23 protein-coding genes are annotated in these 26,680 nt (G+C 71.1%); 16 read left to right on the top strand and 7 right to left on the bottom strand.

Going from position 1 to position 26,680, the window contains the following annotated elements; all coding sequences use genetic code 11:
- Window positions 1-118: 118 nt before the first annotated feature.
- Together ACFYXM_RS00115 and ACFYXM_RS00110 are read right to left on the bottom strand one after the other, a co-directional pair.
- Window positions 119-886 carry an ABC transporter permease gene (locus ACFYXM_RS00115; RefSeq protein ID WP_389285368.1) on the bottom strand — a complete coding sequence of 256 codons (768 nt, stop codon included), beginning with the start codon at window positions 884-886 and terminating at the stop codon, window positions 119-121.
- Window positions 883-1,809, bottom strand: coding sequence for an ABC transporter ATP-binding protein (locus tag ACFYXM_RS00110; RefSeq protein ID WP_389285367.1), 927 nt, complete (start codon window positions 1,807-1,809; stop codon window positions 883-885). Before ACFYXM_RS00110 ends, ACFYXM_RS00115 begins: the two co-directional genes overlap by 4 nt.
- 199 nt (window positions 1,810-2,008) lie before the next feature.
- On the opposite strand from ACFYXM_RS00110, the gene ACFYXM_RS00105 reads away from it, so the two are divergent.
- Genes ACFYXM_RS00105 through ACFYXM_RS00070 form a run of 8 tightly spaced genes read left to right on the top strand, consistent with a single transcriptional unit; the run spans window position 2,009 to window position 8,613 of the window.
- Entirely contained in the window at window positions 2,009-2,761 is a 753-nt protein-coding gene (locus tag ACFYXM_RS00105; RefSeq protein WP_389285365.1) for a helix-turn-helix transcriptional regulator, read from the top strand.
- Window positions 2,758-4,179, top strand: a complete 1,422-nt coding sequence (gene sufB / locus ACFYXM_RS00100) for a Fe-S cluster assembly protein SufB (RefSeq protein WP_073788551.1) — start codon at window positions 2,758-2,760, stop codon at window positions 4,177-4,179. Before ACFYXM_RS00105 ends, sufB begins: the two co-directional genes overlap by 4 nt.
- 58 nt (window positions 4,180-4,237) lie before the next feature.
- Window positions 4,238-5,419 carry a Fe-S cluster assembly protein SufD gene (gene sufD, locus ACFYXM_RS00095; RefSeq protein ID WP_389285363.1) on the top strand — a complete coding sequence of 394 codons (1,182 nt, stop codon included), beginning with the start codon at window positions 4,238-4,240 and terminating at the stop codon, window positions 5,417-5,419.
- Window positions 5,419-5,736 carry a bifunctional 3-phenylpropionate/cinnamic acid dioxygenase ferredoxin subunit gene (locus ACFYXM_RS00090; RefSeq protein WP_073788547.1) on the top strand — a complete coding sequence of 106 codons (318 nt, stop codon included), beginning with the start codon at window positions 5,419-5,421 and terminating at the stop codon, window positions 5,734-5,736. The genes sufD and ACFYXM_RS00090 overlap by 1 nt, the downstream gene beginning before the upstream one ends.
- Before the next feature lie 7 nt (window positions 5,737-5,743).
- Window positions 5,744-6,508 (top strand): Fe-S cluster assembly ATPase SufC, encoded by a 765-nt coding sequence (gene sufC / locus ACFYXM_RS00085; protein ID WP_389285360.1) that lies wholly within the window; start codon window positions 5,744-5,746, stop codon window positions 6,506-6,508.
- Window positions 6,505-7,761, top strand: a complete 1,257-nt coding sequence (locus ACFYXM_RS00080; RefSeq protein ID WP_389285358.1) for a cysteine desulfurase — start codon at window positions 6,505-6,507, stop codon at window positions 7,759-7,761. The genes sufC and ACFYXM_RS00080 overlap by 4 nt, the downstream gene beginning before the upstream one ends.
- 25 nt (window positions 7,762-7,786) lie before the next feature.
- Entirely contained in the window at window positions 7,787-8,242 is a 456-nt protein-coding gene (gene sufU, locus ACFYXM_RS00075) for a Fe-S cluster assembly sulfur transfer protein SufU (protein ID WP_389285356.1), read from the top strand.
- Window positions 8,239-8,613: a metal-sulfur cluster assembly factor gene (locus ACFYXM_RS00070; RefSeq protein WP_384419208.1), complete on the top strand. Its 375-nt coding sequence runs from the start codon at window positions 8,239-8,241 to the stop codon at window positions 8,611-8,613. Before sufU ends, ACFYXM_RS00070 begins: the two co-directional genes overlap by 4 nt.
- 133 nt (window positions 8,614-8,746) lie before the next feature.
- Here the strand turns inward: ACFYXM_RS00070 and ACFYXM_RS00065 are convergent, their stop codons facing one another.
- Window positions 8,747-9,901 (bottom strand): cation diffusion facilitator family transporter, encoded by a 1,155-nt coding sequence (locus tag ACFYXM_RS00065; protein ID WP_389285354.1) that lies wholly within the window; start codon window positions 9,899-9,901, stop codon window positions 8,747-8,749.
- A gap of 228 nt (window positions 9,902-10,129) precedes the next feature.
- Between ACFYXM_RS00065 and ACFYXM_RS00060 the strand changes: the two genes are divergently transcribed.
- Window positions 10,130-11,524, top strand: a complete 1,395-nt coding sequence (locus ACFYXM_RS00060; protein WP_389285352.1) for a hypothetical protein — start codon at window positions 10,130-10,132, stop codon at window positions 11,522-11,524.
- 97 nt (window positions 11,525-11,621) lie between these two features.
- On the opposite strand, the gene ACFYXM_RS00055 is transcribed toward ACFYXM_RS00060, so the two are convergent.
- Entirely contained in the window at window positions 11,622-12,659 is a 1,038-nt protein-coding gene (locus ACFYXM_RS00055; protein ID WP_389285350.1) for a hypothetical protein, read from the bottom strand.
- A 204-nt stretch (window positions 12,660-12,863) separates the two neighbouring features.
- Here ACFYXM_RS00055 and ACFYXM_RS00050 point away from each other — a divergent pair, with 204 nt between their 5' ends.
- Together ACFYXM_RS00050 and ACFYXM_RS00045 are read left to right on the top strand one after the other, a co-directional pair.
- Window positions 12,864-13,184: a multidrug efflux SMR transporter gene (locus ACFYXM_RS00050; RefSeq protein ID WP_073788533.1), complete on the top strand. Its 321-nt coding sequence runs from the start codon at window positions 12,864-12,866 to the stop codon at window positions 13,182-13,184.
- On the top strand, window positions 13,184-13,720 hold the full coding sequence (locus ACFYXM_RS00045; RefSeq protein ID WP_389285348.1) for a TetR/AcrR family transcriptional regulator: 537 nt from the start codon (window positions 13,184-13,186) through the stop codon (window positions 13,718-13,720). The genes ACFYXM_RS00050 and ACFYXM_RS00045 overlap by 1 nt, the downstream gene beginning before the upstream one ends.
- A 354-nt stretch (window positions 13,721-14,074) precedes the next feature.
- Here the strand turns inward: ACFYXM_RS00045 and ACFYXM_RS00040 are convergent, their stop codons facing one another.
- Window positions 14,075-14,962, bottom strand: a complete 888-nt coding sequence (locus tag ACFYXM_RS00040; protein WP_389285346.1) for a winged helix-turn-helix transcriptional regulator — start codon at window positions 14,960-14,962, stop codon at window positions 14,075-14,077.
- A gap of 230 nt (window positions 14,963-15,192) precedes the next feature.
- Between ACFYXM_RS00040 and dapD the strand changes: the two genes are divergently transcribed.
- Entirely contained in the window at window positions 15,193-16,182 is a 990-nt protein-coding gene (gene dapD / locus ACFYXM_RS00035; protein WP_389285344.1) for a 2,3,4,5-tetrahydropyridine-2,6-dicarboxylate N-succinyltransferase, read from the top strand.
- 659 nt (window positions 16,183-16,841) lie between these two features.
- On the opposite strand, the gene ACFYXM_RS00030 is transcribed toward dapD, so the two are convergent.
- Together ACFYXM_RS00030 and ACFYXM_RS00025 are read right to left on the bottom strand one after the other, a co-directional pair.
- Window positions 16,842-17,975: a lipid II:glycine glycyltransferase FemX gene (locus tag ACFYXM_RS00030; protein ID WP_389285342.1), complete on the bottom strand. Its 1,134-nt coding sequence runs from the start codon at window positions 17,973-17,975 to the stop codon at window positions 16,842-16,844.
- 698 nt (window positions 17,976-18,673) lie between these two features.
- Complete coding sequence (locus ACFYXM_RS00025) at window positions 18,674-20,554, bottom strand: endonuclease/exonuclease/phosphatase family protein (RefSeq protein ID WP_389285341.1); 1,881 nt, start codon at window positions 20,552-20,554, stop codon at window positions 18,674-18,676.
- A 430-nt stretch (window positions 20,555-20,984) separates the two neighbouring features.
- Between ACFYXM_RS00025 and ACFYXM_RS00020 the strand changes: the two genes are divergently transcribed.
- The 4 genes from ACFYXM_RS00020 (at window position 20,985) to ACFYXM_RS00005 (ending at window position 26,509) form a co-directional block, all read left to right on the top strand.
- Window positions 20,985-22,451 (top strand): hypothetical protein, encoded by a 1,467-nt coding sequence (locus ACFYXM_RS00020; protein WP_389285340.1) that lies wholly within the window; start codon window positions 20,985-20,987, stop codon window positions 22,449-22,451.
- Between the two features lie 345 nt (window positions 22,452-22,796).
- Entirely contained in the window at window positions 22,797-24,278 is a 1,482-nt protein-coding gene (locus tag ACFYXM_RS00015; protein ID WP_389285338.1) for an alkaline phosphatase PhoX, read from the top strand.
- A gap of 186 nt (window positions 24,279-24,464) precedes the next feature.
- Window positions 24,465-24,611 carry a hypothetical protein gene (locus tag ACFYXM_RS00010; RefSeq protein ID WP_389285336.1) on the top strand — a complete coding sequence of 49 codons (147 nt, stop codon included), beginning with the start codon at window positions 24,465-24,467 and terminating at the stop codon, window positions 24,609-24,611.
- 269 nt (window positions 24,612-24,880) lie between these two features.
- The gene (locus tag ACFYXM_RS00005) at window positions 24,881-26,509 is read left to right on the top strand and encodes a TROVE domain-containing protein (RefSeq protein WP_389285334.1); all 1,629 of its coding nucleotides are present in this window, start codon (window positions 24,881-24,883) and stop codon (window positions 26,507-26,509) included.
- Window positions 26,510-26,680: the final 171 nt, after the last annotated feature.

Below are 26,680 nucleotides of genomic sequence, written 5' to 3'. Positions count from 1 at the left end.
GTAGGCGGCGGCTTGTGCAAGCTTTCACGAGGGGGACGAGTAGCGCGAAACGGCGACGGAGCGCTGCCGAAGGCTCACGTCGAGCACCCGGACCGGGGCGTTCCCTCACCCGTCCGGCTCACTCCCAGCGGAAGAACTTCGCCGCCGCGCCCAGCCCGAGCACCGCCCACACCGCCAGCACACCGAGCTCGCCCCACGGCATCCCGGCACCGTGCTGGAGGACATCGCGCAGCCCGTCCGACAGGGCCGCGATGGGCAGCAGCCCGAGCGCCGACTGCACCGCGTCCGGGAACTTGTCCAGCGGCACGATCACCCCGCCGCCGACCAGCAGCAGCAGGAAGACAAGGTTGGCCGCGGCCAGCGTGGCCTCCGCCTTCAGCGTCCCGGCCATCAGCAGCCCGAGCCCGGAGAACGCGGCGGTGCCGAGCACCAGCAGCAGCACCACGGCGAACGGGTCGCCGTGCGGCGACCAGCCCAGCGCGAACGCGATCACCGTCAGGAGCACCACCTGCAGCACCTCGGTGACCAGCACCGAGAGGGTCTTGGCGGTCATCAGCGCCCAGCGCGGCAGCGGCGAGGCACCGAGCCGCTTGAGCACCCCGTAGCGCCGCTCGAAGCCGGTGGCGATGGCCTGGCCGGTGAAGGCCGTGGACATCACGGCGAGCGCCAGGACACCGGGCGTCAGGAAGTCCACGGACCGCCCCGCGCCGGTGTCCACGACGTCGACCACGCTGAACAGCACCAGCAGCAGCGCCGGGATGATCACGGTCAGCAGCAGCTGCTCGCCGTTGCGCAGCAGCATCCGCGTCTCCAGCGCCGCCTGCGCGGCGATCATCCGGGAGAGTGGGGCGGCGCCCGGCCGCGGGGCGTACGTACCGGCGCTCATGCGCGCAGCTCCTTGCCGGTCAGTTCGAGGAAGACGTCCTCCAGGGTGTGCCGCTGGACGGAGATGCCGGACGGCATCACCCCGCGCTGCGCGCACCAGGAGGTGACGGTGGCCAGCAGCTGCGGGTCGACGTCGGCCGTGATGCGGTACGTGCCCGGGGTGGGCTCGGCCGCCTCCGCGCCGTCGGGCAGCGTCTTGAGCAGGGAGCCCAGGTCGAGGCCGGGGCGGCCGGTGAAGCGCAGGGTGTTCTCGGCGCCGCCGCGGCAGAGTGCCTCGGGGCTGCCCTGGGCGATGACCTTGCCCGCGTCGATGACGGCGACGTCGTCGGCGAGTTCCTCGGCCTCGTCCATGAAGTGCGTGGTCAGGACGACGGACACGCCGTCGGCGCGCAGCTCGCGCACGAGATCCCAGGTGGAGCGCCGGGCCTGCGGGTCGAGCCCGGCCGTCGGCTCGTCGAGGAAGACCAGCTCGGGGCGGCCCACCACGGCCATCGCCAGGGAGAGGCGCTGCTGCTGACCGCCGGAGAGCCTGCGGTAGGTGGTGCGGCCGCAGGTGCCGAGGCCGAGGCGGTCGATCAGTGCGTCGACGTCCAGGGGGTGGGCGTGGAGCTTCGCCATGTGGCGGAGCATCTCGTCCGCGCGCGCCCCGGAGTAGATGCCACCGGACTGGAGCATCACGCCGATCCGGGGGCGCAGCCGGGCGGCGTCCGCGACCGGGTCGAGGCCGAGGACCCGCACCGTCCCGGCGTCGGGGCGGCGGTAGCCCTCGCAGGTCTCGATGGTGGTGGTCTTGCCGGCGCCGTTGGGGCCGAGGACGGCGGTGACCGTACCGGCGCGGACGCTCAGGTCGAGGCCGTCCACCGCGGCCCTGCGGCCGTACCGCTTCACCAGCCCGCGGATCTGGACGACCGGCTCGCTCTTCATGGCCGGTAAGTCTAAGGGCTGCCCCTTCGCCCCCGGCGGGCGCGGGGGCGTCTGGCCAGACCCCCGTCGGGAGGGGCTCGCGGCCCGGTTGCCGGGCCGGTCTCCGGGGTGGATTAGGTCACCCTAAGTGATGAAGCGCACCGTAGATCGTTCCGGACCGTGGTTGTCAGGGCCGGATTAATTACGCAACAATGGCGTTGTGAAAAACGGCGAGACCAAGCGGGAGACACCCCAGGAGGAACTCGCGACCGGCGAGCGTTCGACGCGCAACAGGGTCGCGCGCTCCATCCTGGACCACGGCCCGTCCACCGTCGCCGAGCTGGCCGAGCGCCTCGGTCTCACCCAGGCCGCGGTCCGCCGCCATCTCGACACCCTCGCGTCGGACGGCGTCGTCGAGGCCCGTGAGCAGCGGGTCTACGGCGCACGGACGCGTGGCCGCCCGGCCAAGGCGTTCGCCCTGACCGACTGCGGACGGGACGCCTTCGACCAGTCCTACGACAAGCTCGCGGCGGACGCCCTGGGGTGGATCGCCGAGACCTCGGGCGAGGCCGCGGTCGCCGCCTTCGCCCGGGCCAGGATCGCGGCCCAGACCGAGGCGTACCGGGCGGCGATCGAGGCCGCGGATCCCGATGCGCGCACCGCGGCGTTGGCCAAGGCATTGTCCGCCGACGGGTACGCTGCTACGGCGCGTAGCGCGCCCGGCCCGCAGCAGGGCGAGCAGTTGTGCCAGCACCACTGCCCGGTCGCTCATGTCGCCGAGCAGTATCCGCAGCTGTGCGAGGCGGAGACGGAATTCTTCTCCAGCCTTCTCGGTACGCATGTGCAGCGTCTGGCCACCATCGCCCACGGCGACGAGGTGTGCACGACGTACATCCCGCGCAGCGGTCGCCGCGCAGCACCGAAGACCACTCATTCAGCATCTGCAAGCAAGGCCGGGAGGAACCCCGCATGACGCTCCCCACGGAGACCGCCCACCCCGAACTCGAGGGGCTGGGCACGTACGAATTCGGCTGGGCCGACTCCGACGCGGCAGGCGCCGCGGCCAAGCGCGGGCTCTCCGAGGATGTCGTCCGCGACATCTCGGCGAAGAAGAACGAGCCCGAGTGGATGCTGAAGCTGCGCCTCAAGGGCCTCAGGCTCTTCGACAAGAAGCCCATGCCCACCTGGGGCTCCGATCTGTCGGGCATCGACTTCGACAACATCAAGTACTTCGTGCGGTCCACGGAGAAGCAGGCGGAGTCCTGGGAGGACCTGCCCGAGGACATCAAGAACACCTACGACAAGCTCGGCATCCCGGAGGCGGAGAAGCAGCGCCTGGTCGCCGGTGTCGCCGCGCAGTACGAGTCGGAGGTCGTCTACCACCAGATCCGTGAGGACCTGGAGTCGCAGGGCGTCATCTTCCTCGACACCGACACGGCGCTGAAGGAGCACCCGGAGCTCTTCAAGGAGTACTTCGGCACCGTCATCCCGGTCGGCGACAACAAGTTCGCCTCGCTGAACACGGCCGTGTGGTCCGGCGGCTCGTTCATCTACGTGCCCAAGGGCGTCCACGTCGACATCCCGCTCCAGGCGTACTTCCGTATCAACACGGAGAACATGGGCCAGTTCGAGCGGACGCTGATCATCGTCGACGAGGACGCGTACGTCCACTACGTCGAGGGCTGCACCGCCCCGATCTACTCCTCCGACTCGCTGCACTCCGCGGTCGTCGAGATCATCGTGAAGAAGGGCGGCCGCTGCCGCTACACGACGATCCAGAACTGGTCGAACAACGTCTACAACCTGGTCACCAAGCGGGCCGTGGCCTACGAGGGCGCGACCATGGAGTGGGTCGACGGCAACATCGGCTCCAAGGTCACCATGAAGTACCCGGCCGTCTACCTGATGGGCGAGCACGCCAAGGGCGAGACCCTGTCCATCGCCTTCGCGGGCGAGGGCCAGCACCAGGACGCCGGCGCCAAGATGGTCCACATGGCGCCGAACACCTCCTCCAACATCGTCTCCAAGTCGGTGGCGCGGGGCGGCGGCCGCACCTCCTACCGCGGTCTGATCGAGATCGGCGAGGGCGCTCCGGGCGCGAAGTCGAACGTGCTCTGCGACGCGCTGCTGGTCGACACGATCTCGCGCTCCGACACCTACCCGTACGTCGACGTCCGTGAGGACGACGTGTCCATGGGGCACGAGGCGACCGTCTCCAAGGTCTCCGAGGACCAGCTGTTCTACCTGATGAGCCGCGGTATGACGGAGTTCGAGGCGATGGCGATGATCGTGCGCGGTTTCGTCGAGCCGATCGCCAAGGAACTGCCGATGGAGTACGCGCTCGAACTCAACCGGCTGATCGAGCTGCAGATGGAGGGTTCGGTCGGCTGACCCGGCCGACGACCGAATCCCCGGACACTTCACTGAGAAAGCGAGCACTACGACAGCCATGGCTGAGGCTCAGAACATCCCGGCGGGATCCACCACCACCGGTTCCATCGCGGTGGCCGCCGAATCGACCGTCGCCACGCGCATGAGCGCGCCGCCGTCCTTCGACGTCGCGGACTTCCCGGTCCCGCACGGCCGCGAGGAGGAGTGGCGGTTCACGCCGCTGGACCGGCTGCGCGGACTGCACGACGGCACGGCGGTGGCCACCGGCGACGGCGTCAAGGTCGCCGTCGAGGCCCCCGAGGGCGTCACGGTCGAGACCGTCGGCCGCGACGACTCCCGGCTCGGCCGGGCCGGTACCCCGGTGGACCGCGTCGCCGCCCAGGCGTACTCCTCCTTCGAGCAGGCGTCCGTGGTCACGGTCCCCAAGGAGGCCGTGCTCACCGAGCCGATCCGCATCGCGGTGCACGGCGAGGGCGGGGTGGCCTTCGGCCACCAGGTCGTGGAGCTGGGTGCCTTCGCCGAGGCCGTCGTCGTCATCGACCACACCGGTGACGCGGTGCTCGCCGCCAACGTGGACTACGTCCTCGGCGACGGCGCGAAGCTCACCGTCGTCTCCGTGCAGGACTGGGACGAGAACGCGGTCCATGTCGGCCAGCACAACGCCCTGGTGGGCCGGGACGCCTCGTTCAAGTCGATCGTCGTCACCTTCGGCGGCGACCTCGTCCGCCTCCACCCGCGCGTCAGCTACGCCGGCACCGGCGGCGAGGCCGAGCTGTTCGGCCTGTACTTCACCGACAAGGGCCAGCACCAGGAGCACCGCCTCCTGGTCGACCACAACACCCCGCACTGCAAGTCCAACGCCGCCTACAAGGGCGCGCTCCAGGGCGACGACGCGCACGCGGTGTGGATCGGCGACGTGCTGATCCGGGCCGCCGCCGAGGGCACCGACACCTACGAGATGAACCGCAACCTCGTCCTCACGGACGGCGCGCGCGTCGACTCCGTGCCGAACCTGGAGATCGAGACCGGCGAGATCGTCGGCGCCGGCCACGCCTCCGCGACCGGCCGCTTCGACGACGAGCAGCTCTTCTACCTGATGGCGCGCGGCATCCCGGCCGAGGAGGCCCGTCGGCTCGTCGTACGCGGCTTCTTCGCCGAGCTCGTCCAGCAGATCGGCCTGCCGGACGTCGAGGCGCGGCTGCTCGACAAGATCGAGACCGAGCTGAAGGCGTCCGTCTGATGGCCTTCGTCAAAGTCTGCACGCTCAGTGAGCTGGAAGAGGACACACCGAAGCGTGTGGAGCTCGACGGCGTCCCGGTGTCCGTCGTCCGTACCGAGGGCGAGGTGTTCGCGATCAACGACATCTGCTCGCACGCGAACGTCTCGCTGTCCGAGGGAGAGGTGGAGGACTGCATGATCGAGTGCTGGCTGCACGGCTCCAGCTTCGACCTCCGCACCGGCAAGCCGTCCGGCCTTCCCGCGACGCGCCCCGTCCCCGTATACCCCGTCAAGATCGAAGGGGACGATGTGCTCGTCTCCGTCACCCAGGAGTCCTGAGTCACCCATGGCAACGCTTGAAATCCGCGACCTGCACGTCACCGTCGAGGCCGACAACGCCACGAAGGAGATCCTCAAGGGCGTCGACCTGATCGTGAAGCAGGGCGAGACCCACGCCATCATGGGCCCCAACGGGTCCGGCAAGTCCACCCTCGCGTACTCGCTCGCGGGTCACCCCAAGTACACGGTCACCAGCGGTTCGGTGACCCTGGACGGCGAGGACGTCCTGGAGATGACCGTCGACGAGCGCGCCCGCGCGGGCGTGTTCCTCGCGATGCAGTACCCCGTCGAGGTCCCCGGCGTCTCGGTCTCCAACTTCCTGCGCACCTCCGCCACCGCCGTCCGCGGCGAGGCGCCCAAGCTGCGCACCTGGGTGAAGGAGGTCAAGGAGGCCATGGAACGGCTCCAGATCGACCCGGCCTTCGCCGAGCGCAACGTCAACGAGGGCTTCTCCGGCGGTGAGAAGAAGCGCCACGAGATCCTCCAGCTGGAGCTCCTCAAGCCGAAGGTCGCGATCCTCGACGAGACCGACTCCGGTCTCGACGTCGACGCCCTGCGGATCGTCTCCGAGGGCGTCAACCGGGTCCGCGGGACCGGCGAGGTCGGCACGCTGCTGATCACGCACTACACGCGGATCCTCCGCTACATCAAGCCCGACTTCGTGCACGTCTTCGCCAACGGCCGCATCGCCGAGTCCGGCGGTGCCGAGCTCGCCGACAAGCTGGAGAACGAGGGCTACGAGGCATACGTGAAGGGTGGCGCTTCCGCGTGACACAGCTGCCGGGCCTCCTCGACACCGAGGCGATCCGCAAGGACTTCCCCCTGCTGGATCGCACGGTCCACGACGGGAAGAAGGTCGTCTACCTGGACAGCGCGGCGACCTCGCAGAAGCCGCGCCAGGTCCTCGACGCACTCAACGAGTACTACGAGCGCCACAACGCCAACGTGCACCGCGGTGTGTACACGATCGCGGAAGAGGCCACGGCGCTGTACGAGGGCGCCCGTGACAAGGTCGCCGCGTTCATCAACGCGCCCAGCCGCGACGAGGTGATCTTCACCAAGAACGCCTCCGAGTCGCTGAACCTCGTGGCCAACATGCTCGGCTGGGCGGACGAGCCCTACCGGGTGGACCGTGACACGGAGATCGTCACCACGGAGATGGAGCACCACTCCAACATCGTGCCCTGGCAGCTGCTCTCGCAGCGCACCGGCGCGAAGCTGAAGTGGTTCGGCATCACCGACGAGGGCCGCCTCGACCTGTCGAACATCGACGAGATCATCACCGAGAAGACGAAGATCGTCACCTTCACGCTGGTCTCGAACATCCTGGGCACGATCAACCCGGTCGAGAAGATCGTCCGCCGCGCCCAGCAGGTCGGCGCGCTGGTCTGCATCGACGCCTCGCAGGCGGCCCCGCACATGGTGCTCGACGTGCAGGCGCTCCAGGCCGATTTCGTGGCCTTCACCGGCCACAAGATGGTCGGCCCGACCGGCATCGGCGTGCTCTGGGGACGGCAGGAGCTCCTGGAGGACCTGCCGCCGTTCCTCGGCGGCGGCGAGATGATCGAGACCGTCTCGATGCACTCGTCGACGTACGCCCCCGCGCCGCACAAGTTCGAGGCCGGTACGCCCCCGATCGCGCAGGCCGTCGGCCTCGGCGCGGCCGTGGACTACCTCTCGTCGATCGGCATGGAGAAGATCCACCGCCACGAGCAGGCGATCACCGAGTACGCGGTGAAGCGGCTGCTGGAGGTCCCCGACCTGCGGATCATCGGCCCGGCGACGGCCGAGGACCGCGGCGCCACGATCTCCTTCACGCTCGGCGACATCCACCCGCACGACGTGGGCCAGGTGCTCGACGAGCAGGGCATCGCGGTCAGGGTCGGACACCACTGCGCACGGCCGGTCTGTCTGCGGTACGGAATTCCCGCGACGACGCGAGCGTCTTTCTATCTGTACTCCACGCCCGCCGAGGTCGATGCCCTGGTGGCCGGCCTGGAGCACGTGCGGAACTTTTTCGGATGAGGGACGAGCGGCTGGGGTTTGACTGGTGAAGCTTGATTCCATGTACCAGGAAGTGATCCTGGACCACTACAAGCACCCCCACGGGCGCGGCCTGCGGGACGGCGACGCCGAGGTGCACCACGTCAACCCGACGTGCGGCGACGAGATCACTCTCCGGGTGAAGTACGACGGCGAGACCATCGCCGACGTGTCGTACGAGGGTCAGGGCTGCTCCATCAGCCAGGCCAGTGCGTCCGTGCTGAACGACCTCCTGGTCGGCAAGGAGCTGGGCGAGGCGCAGAAGATCCAGGAGGCCTTCCTGGAGCTGATGCAGTCGAAGGGCCAGCTGGAGCCGGACGACGCGATGGAGGAGGTGCTGGAGGACGCCGTCGCGTTCGCCGGTGTCTCCAAGTACCCCGCCCGGGTGAAGTGCGCGCTGCTGAGCTGGATGGCGTGGAAGGACGCGACGGCGAAGGCGCTGTCCGAAGGGAAGACGGCATGAGCGAGAACACGGTGACTTCCGAGGAGACCCCGGTGACCTCCGAGGAGACCCCGGTGACCAAGCCGGCCTCCGAGGAGGAGGTCCGCGAGGCCCTGTACGACGTCGTCGACCCCGAGCTGGGCATCGATGTCGTCAACCTGGGGCTGATCTACGGCATCCACATCGACGACGCCAACATCGCCACCCTCGACATGACCCTGACGTCCGCGGCCTGTCCGCTGACCGATGTCATCGAGGACCAGGCGAAGTCGGCGACCGACGGCATCGTCAACGAGCTGCGGATCAACTGGGTCTGGATGCCGCCGTGGGGTCCGGACAAGATCACGGACGACGGGCGGGAACAGCTGCGCGCGCTGGGCTTCAACGTCTGATCCCACCGCGTCGCGCGCGGAACCCCGTACACGTCATCCCGTACGCGTCACGGCGTTCGGTACCGCGGCGCATCGCACGATGTGGCACCGCGGGGCGCGTGACATCCGTGCCGACCGACGAACGGCCTCCGGTTCATACCGGGGGCCGTTCGCCGTGGTGGGCGAGGGCGGCGTGCGGGTCTCCCGCGACAGGGGCGTGGTCCACGTGCACGGTCGCGGCGGTCAGCCGGGGCACGGCGTGGATGAGGGCGTGCTCGGCGGCGACGGCGATGCGGTGGGCCTCGACGACGGTCAGCCGCGGATCGACGACGACCTCGGTCTCGGCGCGCAGCTCATGGCCGATCCACCGCATCCGTACGCGCCCCGTGTCCAGTACGCCGTCGACGCTGCGCAGGGCGGAGTGGGCGGCGGTGACGAGGCCGGGGTCGACGGAGTCCATCAGACGCCGGCAGACCTCGCGGGCGGCGTCCTTGAGGACCATCAGGATGGCCACGGCGATGAGCAGGCCGATCGCGGGATCGGCGGCGGGCAGGCCGAGTGCCGCGCCGCCGGTGCCCAGCAGGACGGCCAGCGAGGTGAATCCGTCGGTCCGGGCGTGCAGGCCGTCGGCGACCAACGCGGCGGAGCCGATGCGGCGCCCGGTGCGGATGCGGTAGCGAGCCACCCATTCGTTGCCGATGAAACCGATGAGCGCGGCGGCGGAGACGGCCCACAGGTGGGTGATGTCGCGGGGGTGGAGCAGCCGGTCCACCGCCGCGCCGGCGGCCAGGACGGCGGAGGCGGCGATGGTCGCGACGATCAGGACGCCGGCCAGGTCCTCCGCCCGGCCGTAGCCGTAGGTGTAGCGGTGGTTCGCCGCCCGTCGGCCGAGGAGGAAGGCGATCCCCAGCGGGACGGCGGTCAGCGCGTCGGCGGCGTTGTGGACGCTGTCGCCCAGCAGGGCCACCGACCCCGACAGAGCGACGACGGCGGCCTGGACGACGGTCGTGGCACCGAGGACGACCAGCGAGATCCATAGCGTGCGCATGCCCGCGCGGGAGGCCTCCATCGCCGTGTCGACCTTGTCGGCCGCTTCGTGGCCGTGCGGCGTGACGAGGTGCGCGAGCCGGTGCCGCGGACGCGCGGCGCGGGAGACGCCGTGACCGGGCCGGTGTCCGGCCTCGCCGGGCGGGTGGCCGTGGCCGTGCCTATGGCTCTTCGCGTGGCCGTGTCGGCCGTCGTGGCCGTGGCCGGGGCGCTGTCCGTGCTCGTGGCGGTCGTGTGCGTGAGTGTGCCCATTCCCCTCCATACGGTTCACGGTGGCACACGGATCCGATTGCGGCTACAGCCCTCGTACGCCCTGTGACCAGGTGCGATGTGCTCGCAACAGCGCTGCCGTGGCGCCCGGTGCCGACGGCCGGTACCGGCGCGCCGAACCGGACACGGAGCGTACGCCCGAAGTCTGCTCGGTGTGTGCCCGGTGTTGTCGCGGGTATCGGAGCCTTTCCGCACCTTCCACGCCGACGAGAGGCATGCCGTGCTGCACACGTCTTCGTTATGGAACCGTCGGACGGCCGCCGCCGCGGGCGCCGTTCTCGCGCTGACCGCCCTCGGGACGAACGCCCCCGCGCACGCCGCGAGTTACGGGACGCCGACCATCGGGCTCCCGGTCTCCTACCTCTCCGGCGCCGTCGGCGCGACCGGCGACCCCGTGGTCACCGTCACCGTCGCGCAGAGCGGGGCCGACGCCGGGGCGCTCACGGTGGCGGCGTCCGCCAGCTCCAAGCCGTCCGTCGCCGCGGCCGGCGATGTGACCGTGACCGGGACGGGCACCACCCGGATGCTGTCCGTCGCCGCCCGCGGGCGCGGCTTCACCGACCTCACGATCAAGGTCACCGGACTCGGCGGCAAGACCGCCACCAAGAAGCTGCACTACGCGGCGTCGGCCGCCGTGCGGGACGCCGCCGACACGCGCTACCTCACCGGTTCGTCGGACGCCTCGGCCGCCGTGGACGTCGGCGGCGGCTACGCGGTCGTCGCCGACGACGAGTCCAACACGCTGCGCCTGTACGACCGTTCCGCCTCCGGCGCGCCGGTCAGGAGCTGGGACGTCGGCCCGGAGCTCGGGGTGTCGAAGGAGATCGACATCGAGGCCGCGGCCCGGGTCGGGAACACCATCTACTGGACCGGTTCGCTCGGCAACAACAAGAGCGGCGAGTACAAGGCCGACCGCAACACGGTGTTCACCACGAAGGTGACCGGGACGGGGGCCGGCACCCGGCTGACGGTGGGCGGCTCGTACAAGAGGCTCCGGGACGACCTCGTCGCCTGGGACGAGGCGCACGGCGACCGGTTCGGATTCGCGGCGGGGACGGCGGACGGCGAGGTACCCAAGCAGATCGACGGGTTCAACATCGAGGGCCTGGAGTTCGCGCCCGGCTCCACGACCACCGCGTACCTGGGCTTCCGGGCTCCGCTCGTGCCGCCGAAGGCGGGCGGCAAGGCGCTGATCGTGCCCGTCACCAACTTCGACAGGGTGGTCGGCGGCGGGGCGAAGGCGGTCGTCGGCACGCCGATCGAGCTGGACCTCGGTGGGCTCAGCATCCGTGACATCCGGAAGAACGCCGCCGACCAGTACCTGATCGTGGCCGGTTCCTGGGCGGCCGACGACAACTCCGACGCGTACGCCCTCTACAGCTGGGACGGGGTCGCCGCCCACGCCCCGGTCAAGCGGCTGGACCTGCCCACCGGCGACCCGGGCGGCTGGGAGGCCGTCGTCGACGTCCCGGACCTGACGGTGCCTGGCGCCCGCGTCCAGCTGATCACGGACTCGGGGTCGGCCGATCTGTACGGGGACGGCACGGAGGCGAAGGACCTCGACCACGCCGAATGGAAGAAGTCGCGCGCCGTCCGGTTCACCGTCGGCGACTGACGGCACGACGGGCACCGGCCCGGTCCCTGGCGACCAGGGCCGGGCCGGAGGCCGGTCGGAAGTGCCGGGCGCCGGACCCCGGGCCCCGCGAGCACCGCTACGGGCCGTGCGGGCCGTACGGGGCCGGCGCGGCGGCCGCCGCCTCGGCCAGGACCGGGCCCAGATTCTCCGTACGCATGCGCCGGTCGACGTAGAGAAGCCCGATCACCAGCTGGGGGAACGTCGCCGAGATGAACTGGCCGACCAGCTGCCCCAGCAGCATGAGCACCATGTAGCCGCTCATGGCGAGGACGATCGAGGCGGGGTTCGGGTCCTCGTCGAGGGCCGCGCCGCCGATGGCGCCGGAGAACATGCCGAGGAACGAGAACGGCATCTGGATCATGTAGCTCGCCACCGCGGCCATGGCGAAGGCCAGCAGAGCGATTCCGAAGATCCGCCACCAGTCGCCGCGCACCAACTGCGCCGAGCGGCGCATGGCCGCCACCGGTCGCAGACCCTCGAAGACCACGGCAGACGGGGCCAGGCTGAACTTCACCCAGAGCCAGACGGCCGGCGGCGCGGTGGCGAGGGCGCCCAGGAGCCCGAGGGCGGACCACAGCACGGCGGCGCCGCCGCTGTCCGACAGGGTGATCACACTGACCATGAGGGCGACGAAGCCCACCATCGCGAGCACGACGGGGATCATCACGACCAGGGACACGAGGATCACCGTCCCGGCCACCGACGGTACGCGGGACCAGGCCCGGCGCCAGACGGCGGAGAAGGTCGTCGGCCTGCCCAGCACCGCTTCCTGGAGGACGGCCGGCACCGCCGCGTAGACCAGGGCCGTCGCCAGCACGAAGGTGACCACGCCGACCAGCCAGACGGCGCCCAGACCGGTCAGCACCGGTACGACATCGCCCGTCGCCGGATCCTCGTCCGCGCTGAGCTCCAGGAGCCGACGCAGGTGCTCACCGGCCGCCGCGTACGCGATCAGGGCCGTCACCGCCACGACGGCCAGCGTCCCGCCGTACGCGGCCCCGCCGACCCCGAGCAGCTGCTTCCAGTAACGGCCCGTCGTGCCGAAGGCGCCCCCGAGCATGTCCGCGAGCTTCAGGGGCGCCAGCGGTATCACCCCGGGCTTCGGCGGCGGCATCCAGCCACCCCAACCCGGCGGTCCTCCGTAGGGCGCTCCGCCGTACGGCGCCCCGCCACCCCACCCTGCGTCCTGCGTCACTGCTGCTCCGTCGTGTCTCGTGTCCGTTGCCGCCGTCCGTGCCCCGGTCCGGGACACCGTAGCCCCCCATCGGCGAGAAGTCGTCGTACCGTACGAAGAGCGGCGATGCGTACACTCGTACACATGGGTTACGGACTGCTTGCCGCGGCGATCGTGGCGGAGGTCGCCGGCACGACGGCGATGAAGTACAGCGAGGGCTTCACCCGGCTGTGGCCCTCACTGATCACCGTCGTGGGCTACCTCACCGCCTTCACGCTGCTCGCCCGGGCGTTGAAGACGCTCTCGGTGGGGACCGCCTATGCGATCTGGGCCGGTATCGGCACCGCCGCGGTCGCCGCCATCGGCATCCTCTTCATGGGGGAGTCCGGCGGCCCGGTCAAGCTCGCGGGCATAGCGCTCGTCATCGCCGGAGTGGTGGTGCTGAACCTGGGCGGGGCCCACTGATGGCCCGCCGGTACGACCCCGAGCGGCGTGATCGCATCATCGACGCCGCGATCCGCGTGGTCGGCGCCAAGGGCATCGCGGGCCTCAGCCACCGTTCCGTCGCCGCCGAGGCCGATGTGCCGCTGGGCTCGACGACGTATCACTTCGCCTCGCTGGACGAGCTGTTGATCGCCGCGCTGCGCCGGTCGAACGAGAACTTCGCGAAGGTCATGCGGGAGAGCCGGGCCCTCGCCGACCCCGCGGCCGACCTCGCCGAGGAACTGGCCCGGCTGCTGGGGGAATACTTCCGCGCCGGGCGGGGACGCGCGGAGCTGGAGTACGAGCTGTACCTCGCCGCACTCCGCAGACCCGCGCTGCGGCCCGTCGCCGCCGAGTGGACCGACGGCGCGGCCGAGCTGCTGTCCCGGCGCGCCGATCCGGCCACGGCGCGTGCGCTGATCGCGCTCATGGACGGGATCTGCCTGCAGGTGCTGCTCACCGGTGGGGAGTACGACGAGGCGTACACGCGGGAGATGATGGGGCGCGTCGTCGGCTGACCGGTCCTCGGCGCATGGTGTGTTGCCGATGTGTGGTGTGCGGTGTTCGGTGCGCGCCGATCGCGGCGGCTGCCCGTCGACTGCCCGGTTCACGGCCCGGCGTGTGGCGCACGGCGGCGGCCCGGCCCGCCCCGCCCATGCGCGCGACCTTCTCACGACCTGGGGGCAAGAGGGAGCGGGCTCCCGGTGTCATGCGACTCCGCCCCCCCGCGTTGTCGTCGGTCACCGACGCTCCTTCCCCGAGCTCTCAGCTGCTTTCGAGCAGGGGAGGCCCCATCCGCCTCCCTCCTCCGCCCTGGATTCGAAGCCGCATGACGCCGCTCGCTGATCCACTCCCTCTTGTTCCCCAGGTCGTTACTCGTCCGGCCGGGCCGCTCCTCGTACGGCCCGCAGCGCCGCCCGTACGCTCGCCTCGATGTCCGTGACCGGGTACAGCGCCTCGCGGATCGTCCGGTCCCGGTCGACCACCAGCGTCAGCCGCTTCAGCCGGCTGACACCGGCCGCCCGGAAGGTCGGCAGTCGCAGGGCCGCGGTCAGATCCAGCTCGGCGTCCGAGAGCAGCGGGAAGCGCAGCCGCTCCGCCGCCGCGAACGCCCGCTGCTCGTCGGGGCGTTGGGTGGACACGCCGTGCACGGTCGCGCCGGCCGCCGTGAACTCGGCCAGCTGGTCGCGGTACGTGCAGGATTCGAGCGTGCAGCCGCTCGCGCCCGGGATGTCCGCCCAGCCCGGCGGACAGGCGTCGAGGCGGGCGTAGGCGCCGGGAAAGCAGTACAGAACGGTGTGCGGAGTGTCGGCGACCGGGTCGCGCCACTCGCCGTCGTGGTCCAGCAGGCGCAGTTCGGGCAGGCGGGTGCCCACCAGGGCATGCACCCGGGCCGCCTCCTTCGAGTTCTCCGCCGCCGTCGCCGTCACGTCCCCTTCCCCCATGACCCAGGTGTCGCCCCAGTCCTGGAGCGCGATCAGTACGGGCAGCAGCGCGTGTCCGCGAAGGGTGAGCCGGTACTCGTACCGGGGCGGCCGGTCCTGGTACGGCTCGCGCGACAGCACGCCCGCGTCGACCAGCAGCCGCAGCCGCTCGGTCAGCACCTTGCGGGACACGCCCAGTTCCGACCGGAGCGCGTCGAAACGGTGCACCCCGCGTGCCGTGTCCCGCACGATCAGCAGGGTCCACCAGTCGCCGACGACGTCGAGCGCCCGGGCGATCGCGCAGTCGGCGTCGGCCAGGCTGGTGCGCTGGGGCATGGGATTCTCCGTGGGTCTCCGGGTCTCCGCTCCCGGCCCGTCGCCCGGATCGGCGCTCGGGGTACCATGATGCCATAGTCGGTTCCCAAAGGAGACTCAGTGTGGGCCGGGGAAGGTCCGGGAGTCCTGGGAGCCCCGCGGGGTGCGGGCGCGGCCTTCCGGGGGGCTTGCCGCGACCACCCGGCGAGACCGGTTGGCTCCGATCGCACATGCCCGGTTAGGTTTCGTGCATGAGCGATACGACTTCTCCCCGCACCACCGGCGCCGTCGCCGCCGGCCTCGCCACCGTCGCAGGTGACGGTTCCGTTCTCGACACCTGGTTCCCCGCCCCCGAACTCGCCGACGCCCCCGGCCCGGCCGGGACTGAACGGCTCACCCCCGACCAGGCCGTGGACCTCCTGGGTGCGGGTGCCGCCAAGGCCATCGGGGTGGACGCCCGGCGCGGTGTCGAGGTCGTCGCCGTACGCACGGTCATCGCCTCGCTCGGCGACAAGCCGCTCGACGCCCACGACGCGTACCTGCGTCTGCACCTCCTTTCGCACCGTCTCGTCCGGCCGCACGGCCAGAACCTGGACGGCCTCTTCGGGCTCCTCGTCAACGTCGCCTGGACCTCGCTCGGCCCGGTCGCCGTGGACGACGTCGAGAAGGTGCGGCTGAACGCCCGCGCCGACGGTCTGCACCTCCAGGTCACCTCGGTCGACAAGTTCCCCCGGATGACGGACTACGTCGCCCCGAAGGGCGTTCGGATCGCCGACGCCGACCGGGTCAGGCTCGGTGCGCACCTGGCCCCCGGTACCACCGTCATGCACGAGGGCTTCGTCAACTTCAACGCGGGAACCCTGGGCACGTCGATGGTCGAGGGCCGGATCTCCGCGGGCGTCGTGGTCGGCGACGGCTCCGACATCGGCGGCGGCGCCTCCACGATGGGCACCCTCTCCGGGGGCGGCAAGGAGCGCATCGTCATCGGTGAGCGCTGCCTGATCGGCGCCGAGGCCGGGGTCGGGATCGCGCTCGGCGACGAGTGCGTCGTCGAGGCCGGGCTCTACATCACGGCGGGCACCCGCATCACGATGCCGGACGGCCAGATCGTCAAGGCCCGTGAGCTCTCCGGCGCCTCGAACATCCTCTTCCGCCGCAACTCGGTCACCGGCACGGTCGAGGCCCGTCCGAACAACGCGGTGTGGGACGGTCTCAACGACATCCTGCACAGCCACAACTAGTGCCGCTCCCGGCACTAAGGGCTGTCCCGTAATCCCCGGCGGGCGCGCGACGACAGCTGCGGCACCTCGCCGCGTTGTCGGAACATCCGCATACATCCAGTATGCGGACACCCCTCCGCCTTGCGATGCACCGCATCCGACGCCGCGCGCTGGTCCACCACGGATTACGGGACCCCTTAGGGCGTGTTTCGAAGTGCCGTCGTTCGGCTCTGGACGAGGCGGGCGACCCGCTGCCGGTGCCGGTGAACCCGGCCTCCTCGTACATGGGGACCGACCGGGGACCGCAGGAGGTCGTGCTGAAACCGGGACAGACGGTGCGGTCGCTGCTCGCCCGGGTCTCCGTCCCGACCGGCGGTGACCTCGTCGAGGGCGACACGCTGGAGATCGCACCGGCCACCGGCATGGAGGCGCGCGTCTTTCCGCTGGAGGGCAGCGACGTGCGGCTGCTCGACGAACTGAACATGTCCGCCTGGCGGACCGGCCCCCGGGGGGGGGGGGGGGGGGGCCGCCCCCCCCCGGCGGGGGGGCCCCCCCCGCCGGGGGGCGCGGGCACACCCCCAACACCCCGCCCGGCCCCCCCCCGCCCGCGGCCGCCCCCCCCCCCCCCCCCCCCCCCCGGGGGCCGGTCCGCACCGCTGCCGGTGTCGCGTCGCGCGGGGTCAGCGTCGTGCCATGTAGAGCGTGAAGGCTCGGTGGAGCAGCTTGTTGATGGGGTAGTCCCATTCACCGACGTACTCGGCGGCCCGGCCGCCGGTGCCGACCTTGAAACGCAACAGGCCCAGCAGATGGTTGTCCTCGGCCAGGGTGTCGGTGATGCCGCGCAGGTCGTACACCGCCGCGCCCCGCTCGTGCGCGTCGCTCATCATGCGCCACTGGATCGCGTTGCCGGGCTGGACCTCGCGCTTGCGGGCGGTCGAGGCGCCGTAGGAGTACCAGACGTGGTTGCCGACGGTCAGCATCGTCGCGGCGGCCAGTGTCTCGCCCTCGTGCTGGGCGAGGTAGAGCCGCATGCGGTCGGGGTCCTCGGCGCGCAGCGCGGTCCACATGCGCTGGAAGTAGCCGAGCGGGCGGGGGACGAAGCGGTCGCGCTCGGCGGTCTCGCGGTACAGCTCGTAGAAGACCGGAAGGTCCTCGTAGCCGCCCTCGTCGACCTTGACGCCCGCCTTCTCCGCCTTCTTGATGTTGCGCCGCCACTGCTGGTTGAGACCGGTCCGGACCTCCTCCAGCGACCGCCCGGCGAGCGGCACCTGGAAGACGTAACGGGGCTGCCCGGCGGCGAAGCCGTCCTCGCCGTCATCCTCGCCCCGTTGCCAGCCCATCCCGCGCAGCCGGTCGACGAGCGCGGCGGCCCGCGGATCGTCCGCGTCCGCCCGTACGTCGCGCAGGCGCCGGGCCGCCGGGTCCGCGACGGCCTCCTTGACGGTCCCGGCGTCCCAGTACCGGGCGATCACCGGGGGGCCCATGCGCACCGCGAACGCGCCGCCCGACTTCAGGTGCGCCAGCATCGGCCCGAGCCACCGCCCCGGGTCGGGGTCGTTCCAGTCGATGACGGGGCCCTCCGGCAGATAGGCCAGCGTGCGCCTCGTCCGGGGGATCGGGCGGTGGAGCACGAGCGCCGCTCCGGTGAGCTGTTCCCGGCCGGTGCTGTCCGGTTCGAACCAGCCGATGCTCTCCGCGCGCCAGTCGGGTTTCACATCGCCCCACGACGGAACCTGCATATGGCTCACGGCGGGCCTGCTCGCGACGAATGCCAGATGTTCCTTGCGGCTGATCGCCCTGAGGTGCGGGTTCATGCGGTACTCCGATCGTCTTCCGGTTCCGGCCGTCTTCCGGTTCATTCGGTCGTCCGGCCCGGTTCGCCATCCGGTTGTGCTCGCCATCCGGCTCGGTTTGTCCTCTGGTCCGCCTGGTCTTCTGGTTCGCCCCGTTCGTCCCATCGGTTCCGGCGGCGGGAGCGCCGTTGACCTCAAGCGTGCTCGACATAGCAGTGTGGCCGTCGGCGGCGTACCGCGCGGGTGCGCCGGGTCAGGAGGACCCGTCATGAGTGTGCGTTTCGAATCCCGTCCCGATCTTGCCCGCAATGACGTCGGACCGGTCAAGGCGAGCATCCGGGATGGCGGCACTCCGGAGCGCCAACGGCGGACGGTCGGGGCGATCCGCGAGGCGTGGGACAGCCGGGAGTGGCCGCAGGCGGGACCGCTTTCGTGCACCGTCCATGCCGGTGAGGGCGGAAGGACCTTGTTCCATTACACCCAGTGGAGTGGGGAGCAGGCGTATCAGGACTTCTTCCGGCACGGCCGGGACGAGCGCAACGCGGACATCGACGCCGCCGTGCCGGGCATCCGGCAGCTCGGGCTGCACAGCCTCGAAATGTACCGCTCGACGGGCCCGGGACCACCCCGGCCCGCCATGGTCGGCTCAGGACCGTTCCGTCCGGTTCGCCGTCCCGTTCCGCTCCGGTCGGCTCGGGGCCGTACCGCCCTGCCACGGCTTACGGGCGGAAGCGGAGCACCTGCGGGTCGTGGTCGCTGTTCTGCGCGGCGAACTCGGCGTTGATGTGCACGCTGTCGTACTCGAAGTCGTCGATCGACGGGCTGGTCAGGATCTGGTCGAGGACCTGGCTGTTGCCCTGGTAGACGTACGAGTAGCGCTCCGCGCGCGGCAGCGACCTCACGGCCGGGTACAGCACGCCACCGGCCGTGAGCGCCTTGGTCGTACCGGAGAACTCGAAGTCGTTGATGTCGCCGACGACCAGCACGTCGGCGTTCTTCTGGACGCTCAGCAGCTTCTTGACGAAGGTGTTGACGACCCCGGCCTGTGCGTGCCGCTGCACCTCGGACGAACGGGTCGGCGGCTGGTGCTGGGAGACGAGGGACTCGTCGCCGCCCTTGGACGCGAAGTGGTTGGCGACGACGAAGACCGTGCGGCCACGGAAGACGAACTCCCCGACGAGCGGCTTGCGGCTGTTCTCCCATGCCGCGTTCGCCGGGTCGATCCGGCCGGGGGAGTAGGTCAGCGCCGCCCGGCCCCGCTCCCGCACGACGCCGGTCGCCGTCGTGGCGTCGCCGCCCGCGCGGTCGGTGAACGACACCCGCTCCGGGTCGAAGAGGAACACCTGGCGGATGTTGCCACCGGGCTCGCCGCCGTCCTTCTTGTCCTGCGGGTCGACGGAACGCCACCGGTACGCAGGGCCGCCCGCGGCCACGATCGCGGCGGCGAACCTCGCGACGGTGCGGTCGGCGGAGACCGTGCCGTCGTCCTTGGCGCCGTTGTCGTCCTGGATCTCCTCCAGCGCGACGATGTCGGGCGAGGCGAGGTTGTTCACCACCGCGGCGGCGAGCGCGTCGAACTTCTCCTGCGGATCGGCCGGGTCGAGGTTCTCGACGTTGTACGTCGCCACCGCCAGTTCGCCGCGGTGCTGCGCGCGGGTCGTCTCCCGGCGCAGGCCCTTGCCGGTGACCTCGCCCAGTGTGCGGGCGGTCAGCGTGTAGCCGCCGTACTGGTTGAAGTCGAGCGGCCCCTCGGTCGTGCCGGACAGCACGTCACCGACGTCGGCGGCCGGGAAGGGACGTTCGGCGAGCGGCACCAGCGACTGGATCTGGAGCCGGCCGGTGTTCTGCGCGTCGTACGAGCCGTAGACCGTGCCGCCCCTCCGGTTGGCGTGCTCGTGCGGCTTCACCGTCACCCACAGCTCGGAGTGCGGGTCGGTGGCGCCGACCACCCGCGCGGAACCGATCCGGACGTTCATGCCCTCCAGCGACTCGTAGTGGTCCAGGGCGTAGCGCGAGGGAGCGAGGGGGAGCGCGTTGACGGAACCGCCCGCCGCCGGGTCTCCGGCCGGCGCGTACCGGGAGGGGACCGAGCGTGCGGAGATCGTCACCGGCGCGGGCAGCGGGTTGCCGGAGGACACCACCTCGACGGTGGGCTTGCCGATCTGGGTGAGCGACTGGTTGCCCGAGGCGACACCGCCCGGGACGTACTCGGTGACGGTGCCGGAGACCGTGACGGCGTCGCCGACCGCGACCGTCGGCGCGGACGAGGTGAAGACGAAGATCCCCTCGCTGGTGGCGGGGTCGGCGTCCGGACCCGGGTCCTGGAACCAGAAGCCCTTCGAACCGTAGGTCCGCACCCCCGTGACGATGCCGGTGACACCGCTCACCTGTCGGCCGACGAGCGGGGATATGCGGGTGGAGCCCTGGATGTCGTGGATCCTGACCGGGCTGTCGGCGGAGGAGCCGGAGAGGCCGGAGCCGGAGGGGGACGGAGAGGCGGCGGATGCGGAGGTGGTGGCAGCGCCGGTGAGCAGGCCCGCCGCGAGTGCGGCGGTGACTACGGCGGAGACGGCGGTCGTTCTGGACGATGCGGCGGGCATCACGGGCTCCGGGATGTCGAGGGTCGTCGAGGGAGGTCGGCGGAGGTCGGGGGTTGTGGGAGATGTCGGCGGTGTCGAGGGAGGTCGGGGGCTCGGGAGGAACGGCGCGGACGGGCGGACTCCGCGTGTTGCCGGGAGCGCGCCCGGACAGGGTTGTCCCCGGGCCTGGGCCGCCTCCGGTGCGGGAGCGCGCCCGGGCCCGGAGCCCGTACGGTCGGTGGTCCGCGCGAGGGGCCGACGGCCGGCGAGAGGAGCCGATGACCTCCACACGGATCTACGCGCGTCAATCTCGTGTGTGCGCCGGGTGGTTGTCAAGGGCCCCGGGAGTCCCGCCGTCGTCCTTCGCCCGAGCCGGGCGGCATGGGACGAAATGCGTCTACGCTGGGCCGCCTGACCCGGTACGCCCCGTACGCCCGAGGAGAGTCACCAGATGTCCGCAGAGCGCCCCACCCTGCCGCCCGTACGGCTGCACACCGAAGCCGAGCTGGCGCGGGACGCGCTCGCCGCACCGCTGCTGGCCCGCGCCGTCCGGCTCGCGCGCTGGGCGGGCCCGGAGACCAGGGTCGGTGCAGGTGGCGAGCTGGTCGAGGCACAGCTGCCCGCGGCGGCCGAGCACCTCGGCCTCGCGGCGGACGAGGAGGGCGCGGCGGAGGCGAGCGAGGCGTGGCGCCTCGCGGTCGACACGGGGCTCGTCGACGTCGAGGACCCGGACGAGGACGCCGGCCCTGACGCGGAGGGGACCGCCGCCGCGGGCGAGAGCCTGGCGCTGATCACCGGTGGTTCGCCACAGGACGTCCTCTCGATCTGGCTCGACGGCCTGGAGGCCGCCTACGCCGACGCCACCGCGCCGGTCTTCGACGACTTGGCCGACCTCGTCTCCGAGGACGGTTCGGTCGACTTCGACGCCCTGGACTGGGACCCGGAGGCCGAGGCGGAGTTCCTCGACGGGATCCTCGGCAACCTGTACCTGCTCACCGTCGGCGACGGCGCCGGTGACGGCGGCGCGCAGACGCCCCCGGTGCCGCTGCCCGCGCTCGCCGCCTCGGTGATCGTGCCGGACGACATGGGCGAACCCACCGACGACATCCTTGAAGAGGTGTCCGAGGCGATGATGCGGCTCGACGATCAGTTCCGGGTCCTCGAACCCATCGGGATCGTCGAGTACCAGCCGGTGGACGAGGCGTTGCTGGTCGAGGAGGGCGAGGGCGCCGATCCGCAGGCCGACGACGAGGACGTCACCCGGTACGGCATGGTGAAGCTGACCCCTCTCGGCCTGTACGGCATCCGGGCCCGGATGCTGGAGGCGGGGGTGGACGCCCCGGCGGTCGGTGACCTCGTGGACAAGGGGGCCGACGCGCTCCTCGGCGGCATCGCCCACTACCCCGAGGCGGCGGCCCGCGCCGAGTCCGAACTGTGGCTCTCCCGCCGCGGCGCGGACGGTGCCGCGGCCGAACTTCTCGCGGCGGCGCGGGGCACGGACCAGGAGGCGCCCCTGCGCCGGCTCCACTGCCAGCAGGCGCTCTCCCTGGTCGGTGCGGAGGCGGAGCCCGCGGTGCGCGCGGTGCTGGACGATCCCGAGCTGGGCGGCCTCGCCCGGGTCTGGCTCGTGGAGCTGGGCGCGGCGGACGTGCCCGCGCCGCCGGAGCCGATGATCTTCTGGCTCGCCGTCGACACCATCGCGGCCCAACTGGAGGCCGAGGGCGACCTGGACGAGCTCCAGGGTCTCGTCGAGAGCCTGGCGGACCGGCACAGCGGCTTCTTCGACGAGGTGTGGCGGGTGGAGCACCCTGCGACGGCGGACGTCCTCGACGCGATGGGGCAGCTGCACAGCGACAAGAAGAAGGCCAAGCAGGCCCGCAAGGCGGCGTTCAAGGCGCGCTCGCGCGCGGGCGGCTGAGGCAGGCCGCACGATCGAGCGAGGCGTGAACGCCTCGAGTCCCGCTCAGGGACGGGAGCCTGAGGAGCCGTCGACGACCGGCGCTCGGGGGTGAACATGGCGTGACGAGCGGGTCCGGCAGCCGTGACGGCCGGACCCGCCCGGCCGTTGCGGCTGCCGTTCGTTCGCCCGAACGCGGCAGCCGGTCAAGGGCTTTCGGCCGTTCGCACACTTTCGGTCGTTCGCATTCGGTCAACTGCACAGGAAGGATGCCCCGGGGCGTCGCCCGCAGTTCAACTGGAGTTGGGGCAGGAGCGTCACTGTGGGCGCGCCAACAACCCGCCCAGTCGTTCCAGGAGTGACGTGATGTCCTTCACGCGCAGGGAATTCACCAGACAGTCCGCCCTCACCGGTGCCGGCATCGCGCTGACCGGTACGGTCGCCGCGCTGGCCACCGCTCCCGGCGCCCTGGCCGCCGGGGACCCGAAGCACGGTCACGGCGACGGACACGGTCACGGCAACGGCCATGGACACGGGCACGGTCACCAGGACGGGCCCGGCTACGGACCGCTGGTCTCCGACCCGAAGGGCATCCTGGCGCTGCCCGCCGGTTTCTCCTACGAGGTCATCACCCACTGCGGTGTCACCAGGCTGGAGACCGGCGAGTACACCCCGTCCAACCACGACGGCACGGCCGCCTTCGAGGGCCCCCGCGGTGTCACCCTGCTCGTCAACAACCACGAGCTGAGCGGCACCCGCGCCGGCTGGGAGCACCCCGTGCCGCTCACCGAGGGTCTGGTCTACGACCCGGTCGCGGCCGGAGGCTGCACGGTCGTGGAGACCCGCCGCGGCGGCCGTACCGCCGAGTGGGTCGGTATCGCCGGCACCTCCACCAACTGCGCGGGCGGCACCACCCCGTGGGGTACCTGGCTCACCTGCGAGGAGACCGAGGACAAGGCGGGCAGGAACGGTCTGCTCAAGGACCACGGCTACGTCTTCGAGGTCGACCCGTACGACCGGCGCGCCAACCGCGACCCGCGTCCGGTCAAGGCGTTCGGCCGGTACGCCCATGAGGCCGTCGTCATCGACCCCAGGCGCGGCCACGCCTACCTGACCGAGGACGCCTCCGGCCCCAACGGGCTGCTCTACCGCTGGGTGCCGCCGCACGGCTTCCGGCACGGCCGCGGCAGGCTGCGCACGCTCGCCGACGACGCCGGTGTGCTCCAGGCTTTCAAGTGCTTCGACCGCAACGGGGCGTTCGTCGACGACCTGTCCCGGGCCACGCGGATCGGCACGGTGTACGGGGTGGACTGGGTCGATGTCCCCGATCGCGACGCGAAGACCGTTTCGGTGCGCAAGCAGTTCGCGGACGGCGAGGTCACCCGTGCACGCAAGCTGGAGGGCATGTGGTGGGGTGACGGCGGCGCGTACATCGTCTCCTCGTTCGCCCGTGCGGAGAGCCCCGGCCGGCACGACGGCCAGGTCTGGTTCTACGAGCCGAAGCGCCGCACGCTGACGCTGAAGGTGCTGCTGGGCGTGAACGCGGATCCGTCGAAGGAAGGCGCCTTCGACGGCCCGGACAACATCACCGTCTCGCCGTACGGCGGTCTGGTCATCGCCGAGGACGGCGATGGCCTCCAGCACCTGTTCGGGGCGACGGGGAGCGGACGCACGTACCCGATCGCCCGCAACGAGCTGAACATCGGCAGCGAACAGGAGCCGGAGTACAGCGAGTTCACCGGGGTGACGTTCTCGCCCGACGGCCGGACGCTGTACGCCAACATCCAGGACCCGGGCATCATGCTCGCCATCACCGGCCCCTGGAAGCGGCAGCCGAACCGCCACTGACGAACCGTCCGCGTGGCCGGGTCCGTACGGATCCGGCCACGCGCGGTTCCCCGTCGGCGTACGGGCCGCCCCTTTGACGCGTACGCGCATGCTCTCGTACGCGCAGGGGCTCGTACGCGCATGCTCTCGTACGCGCGTGCGTAAATCCTTCGCGTCCGAGGCGGCTTCCCCTTTAGAGTCCTGTTCGTGCCCAGGTGCGCAGGCAGGACCTACTTCTTCATGGTGGGGAAGGCCGCGGGGTTCGACTCCCGCCACCGGATTCCGGTCCGGCGCAGTGCCATCGTCGGTTCCGCCGACCTGGATCTCTGGGCACCACAACTGCATCAGCAATGACTGCATGCACCTCCCGGTGCGCGGGCTGCGGCTCCTTCCTGAAACGAAATCGCCGCCGCCGACTCTGATCTCGGGAGGCACAGAGCCGGGAGGGTGCCCGGTGCGAAGACGACGGATACTTCCAGGGTCCGACGGTTGCGGGTTCGAGTCCCGCCCGGCCTCGGCCGGTAGCTCAACTCGGCAGAGCATCGGATAATTCCGTCGTCGCTCCTGATCTCGGGCGCCCTCCCCTCGCTGTGCCTTCTCCCAACGAATTCGGGGGAATTCACATGGCACGCTTCAACCTCCGCATCAGCAAGTCCCGTACCAGCACGTCTCGTTCGGACAGCCGCCGGGCCGCCTCGCCCGTGAGGTCGACCGGGCGCACCGCACCGAACCATCAGGGCGGCCGGGGCTTCCTGCGCGACGGCCGCTCCGAGCTCTTTCTGCTCGCGGTCACCAACTTCGTCTCGCAGCAGACCTTTTACGAGGACGGCGAGCAGCGCGACGACCGCTTCGCCGAGCTGGTACGGATACTCGCCGTCGACGATCCGGAATGGACCGCCGGTCTGCTCCACTGGCTGCGCCGTGACGGGCAGATGCGTACCGCTTCGCTCGTCGGCGCCGCCGAATACGTGAAGGCGCGCCTCGACGCCGGTGCCCAGGACGGCCCTTCCAACAGGCGGGTCGTCGACTCCGTCCTGCTGCGCGCCGACGAGCCCGGCGAATTCCTCGGGTACTGGACCTCGCGCTACGGCCGTGCCGTGCCCAAGCCGGTCAAGCGCGGCATCGCCGACGCCGTGCGCCGTCTCTACGACGGCAGGTCGCTGCTGAAGTACGACACCGCGTCCAAGGGCTACCGCTTCGGCGACGTCCTGAACCTGGTGCACGCCTCGCCCGATCCGGCCAAGCCGTGGCAGGGCGAGCTGTTCCGGTACGCCCTCGACCGCCGCCACCACCCGGAGACGGCCGTGCTGCCCGCCGCCGACCGCACCCTCACGGCCCACAAGGCACTGAGGGAAATCCCGGTCGGGGAGCGGCGGGCCGTGGTCACCGGAGCGGACGGCGCGGACCGGCTGGCCGCCGCGGGTATGACCTGGGAGGCGCTGGCGGGCTGGCTGCAGGGACCGATGGACGCCGCGGCCTGGGAAGCGATGATTCCGTCCATGGGCGCGATGGCGCTCGTCCGTAATCTGCGGAACTTCGACGAGGCAGGCGTCTCGGACGAGGTCGCCGCGCGGGTGGCGGCCAGGATCAGCGACCCGGAGGTGGTCGCCGCGTCCCGGCAGTTCCCGTTCCGCTACCTCGCGGCGTACCAGCACGCGCCCTCGCTGCGCTGGGCACACGCGCTGGAGAAGGCGCTCGGCCACTCCCTGGCCCATGTGCCCGGACTGCCGGGGCGGACGCTGATCCTGGTGGACCGCTCGGGATCGATGTGGTCGGCGCACTCGGACCGTTCGCAGCTCAATCGTGCCGACGCCGCCGCGATCTTCGGCACGGCGCTGGCGCTGCGGGCCGAGGAGGCGGACCTGGTGCAGTTCGGCACGAGCAGTGCGCGGGTGAAGTTCCGGCGCGCCGAATCCGCGCTGAAGGTGCTGGAGCGCTTCGGGGACCTCGGCGGTACCAACACCGCGGAGGCGGTGCGCCGCCACTACCGGAAGCACGACCGGGTGCTGATCGTGACCGACGAGCAGGCGTCGTTCTCGTACGCGGCGGACGCCACGGCGGCCGTGCCGTCCACCGTGCCCGTCTACACCTGGAACCTGGCCGGGTACCGGACCGGGCACGCCCCGTCGGGCGGCGCGAACCGGCATGTCTTCGGCGGGCTGTCCGACGCGGCGTTCCGCATGGTGTCGCTGCTGGAGGCGGGCCGCGACGCGGACTGGCCCTGGAGTCGTCCGGAGCCGGACCGGGCCTGAGCGACACCCCGCCCCGCGGGCGGCCGGGGCGGGTGTCACGGCCCCGACCCGGCCGTCCCGACCACGGCACTAGCCTCAATACCGGTAACTTAAGGGCAATTTGGTCGTTGTTGTTGGTATGCCAAGAGCGGGTCAGCTGAAGTCATCTGGTGAGCGGCTGTCGGATCGGGT

The organism is Streptomyces sp. NPDC002476 (assembly GCF_042889785.1).
Lineage (GTDB): Bacteria > Actinomycetota > Actinomycetes > Streptomycetales > Streptomycetaceae > Streptomyces.
This window is presented reverse-complemented; position numbering and strand designations above follow the sequence as displayed.

What these genes read in the sequence shown, in the direction of transcription:
- ACFYXM_RS00110 (WP_389285367.1), bottom strand. Translation starts at nt 1,809, where the DNA reads ATGAAGAGCGAGCCGGTCGTCCAGATCCGCGGGCTGGTGAAGCGGTAC.
- ACFYXM_RS00070 (WP_384419208.1), top strand. Translation starts at nt 8,239, where the DNA reads ATGAGCGAGAACACGGTGACTTCCGAGGAGACCCCGGTGACCTCCGAG.
- ACFYXM_RS00050 (WP_073788533.1), top strand. Translation starts at nt 12,864, where the DNA reads ATGGGTTACGGACTGCTTGCCGCGGCGATCGTGGCGGAGGTCGCCGGC.
- ACFYXM_RS00030 (WP_389285342.1), bottom strand. Translation starts at nt 17,975, where the DNA reads ATGAACCCGCACCTCAGGGCGATCAGCCGCAAGGAACATCTGGCATTC.
- ACFYXM_RS00045 (WP_389285348.1), top strand. Translation starts at nt 13,184, where the DNA reads ATGGCCCGCCGGTACGACCCCGAGCGGCGTGATCGCATCATCGACGCC.
- sufB (WP_073788551.1), top strand. Translation starts at nt 2,758, where the DNA reads ATGACGCTCCCCACGGAGACCGCCCACCCCGAACTCGAGGGGCTGGGC.
- ACFYXM_RS00025 (WP_389285341.1), bottom strand. Translation starts at nt 20,554, where the DNA reads ATGCCCGCCGCATCGTCCAGAACGACCGCCGTCTCCGCCGTAGTCACC.
- sufC (WP_389285360.1), top strand. Translation starts at nt 5,744, where the DNA reads ATGGCAACGCTTGAAATCCGCGACCTGCACGTCACCGTCGAGGCCGAC.
- ACFYXM_RS00055 (WP_389285350.1), bottom strand. Translation starts at nt 12,659, where the DNA reads ATGCCGCCGCCGAAGCCCGGGGTGATACCGCTGGCGCCCCTGAAGCTC.
- ACFYXM_RS00020 (WP_389285340.1), top strand. Translation starts at nt 20,985, where the DNA reads ATGTCCGCAGAGCGCCCCACCCTGCCGCCCGTACGGCTGCACACCGAA.
- ACFYXM_RS00065 (WP_389285354.1), bottom strand. Translation starts at nt 9,901, where the DNA reads ATGGAGGGGAATGGGCACACTCACGCACACGACCGCCACGAGCACGGA.
- ACFYXM_RS00005 (WP_389285334.1), top strand. Translation starts at nt 24,881, where the DNA reads ATGGCACGCTTCAACCTCCGCATCAGCAAGTCCCGTACCAGCACGTCT.
- sufD (WP_389285363.1), top strand. Translation starts at nt 4,238, where the DNA reads ATGGCTGAGGCTCAGAACATCCCGGCGGGATCCACCACCACCGGTTCC.
- ACFYXM_RS00090 (WP_073788547.1), top strand. Translation starts at nt 5,419, where the DNA reads ATGGCCTTCGTCAAAGTCTGCACGCTCAGTGAGCTGGAAGAGGACACA.
- ACFYXM_RS00115 (WP_389285368.1), bottom strand. Translation starts at nt 886, where the DNA reads ATGAGCGCCGGTACGTACGCCCCGCGGCCGGGCGCCGCCCCACTCTCC.
- ACFYXM_RS00040 (WP_389285346.1), bottom strand. Translation starts at nt 14,962, where the DNA reads ATGCCCCAGCGCACCAGCCTGGCCGACGCCGACTGCGCGATCGCCCGG.
- dapD (WP_389285344.1), top strand. Translation starts at nt 15,193, where the DNA reads ATGAGCGATACGACTTCTCCCCGCACCACCGGCGCCGTCGCCGCCGGC.
- ACFYXM_RS00015 (WP_389285338.1), top strand. Translation starts at nt 22,797, where the DNA reads ATGTCCTTCACGCGCAGGGAATTCACCAGACAGTCCGCCCTCACCGGT.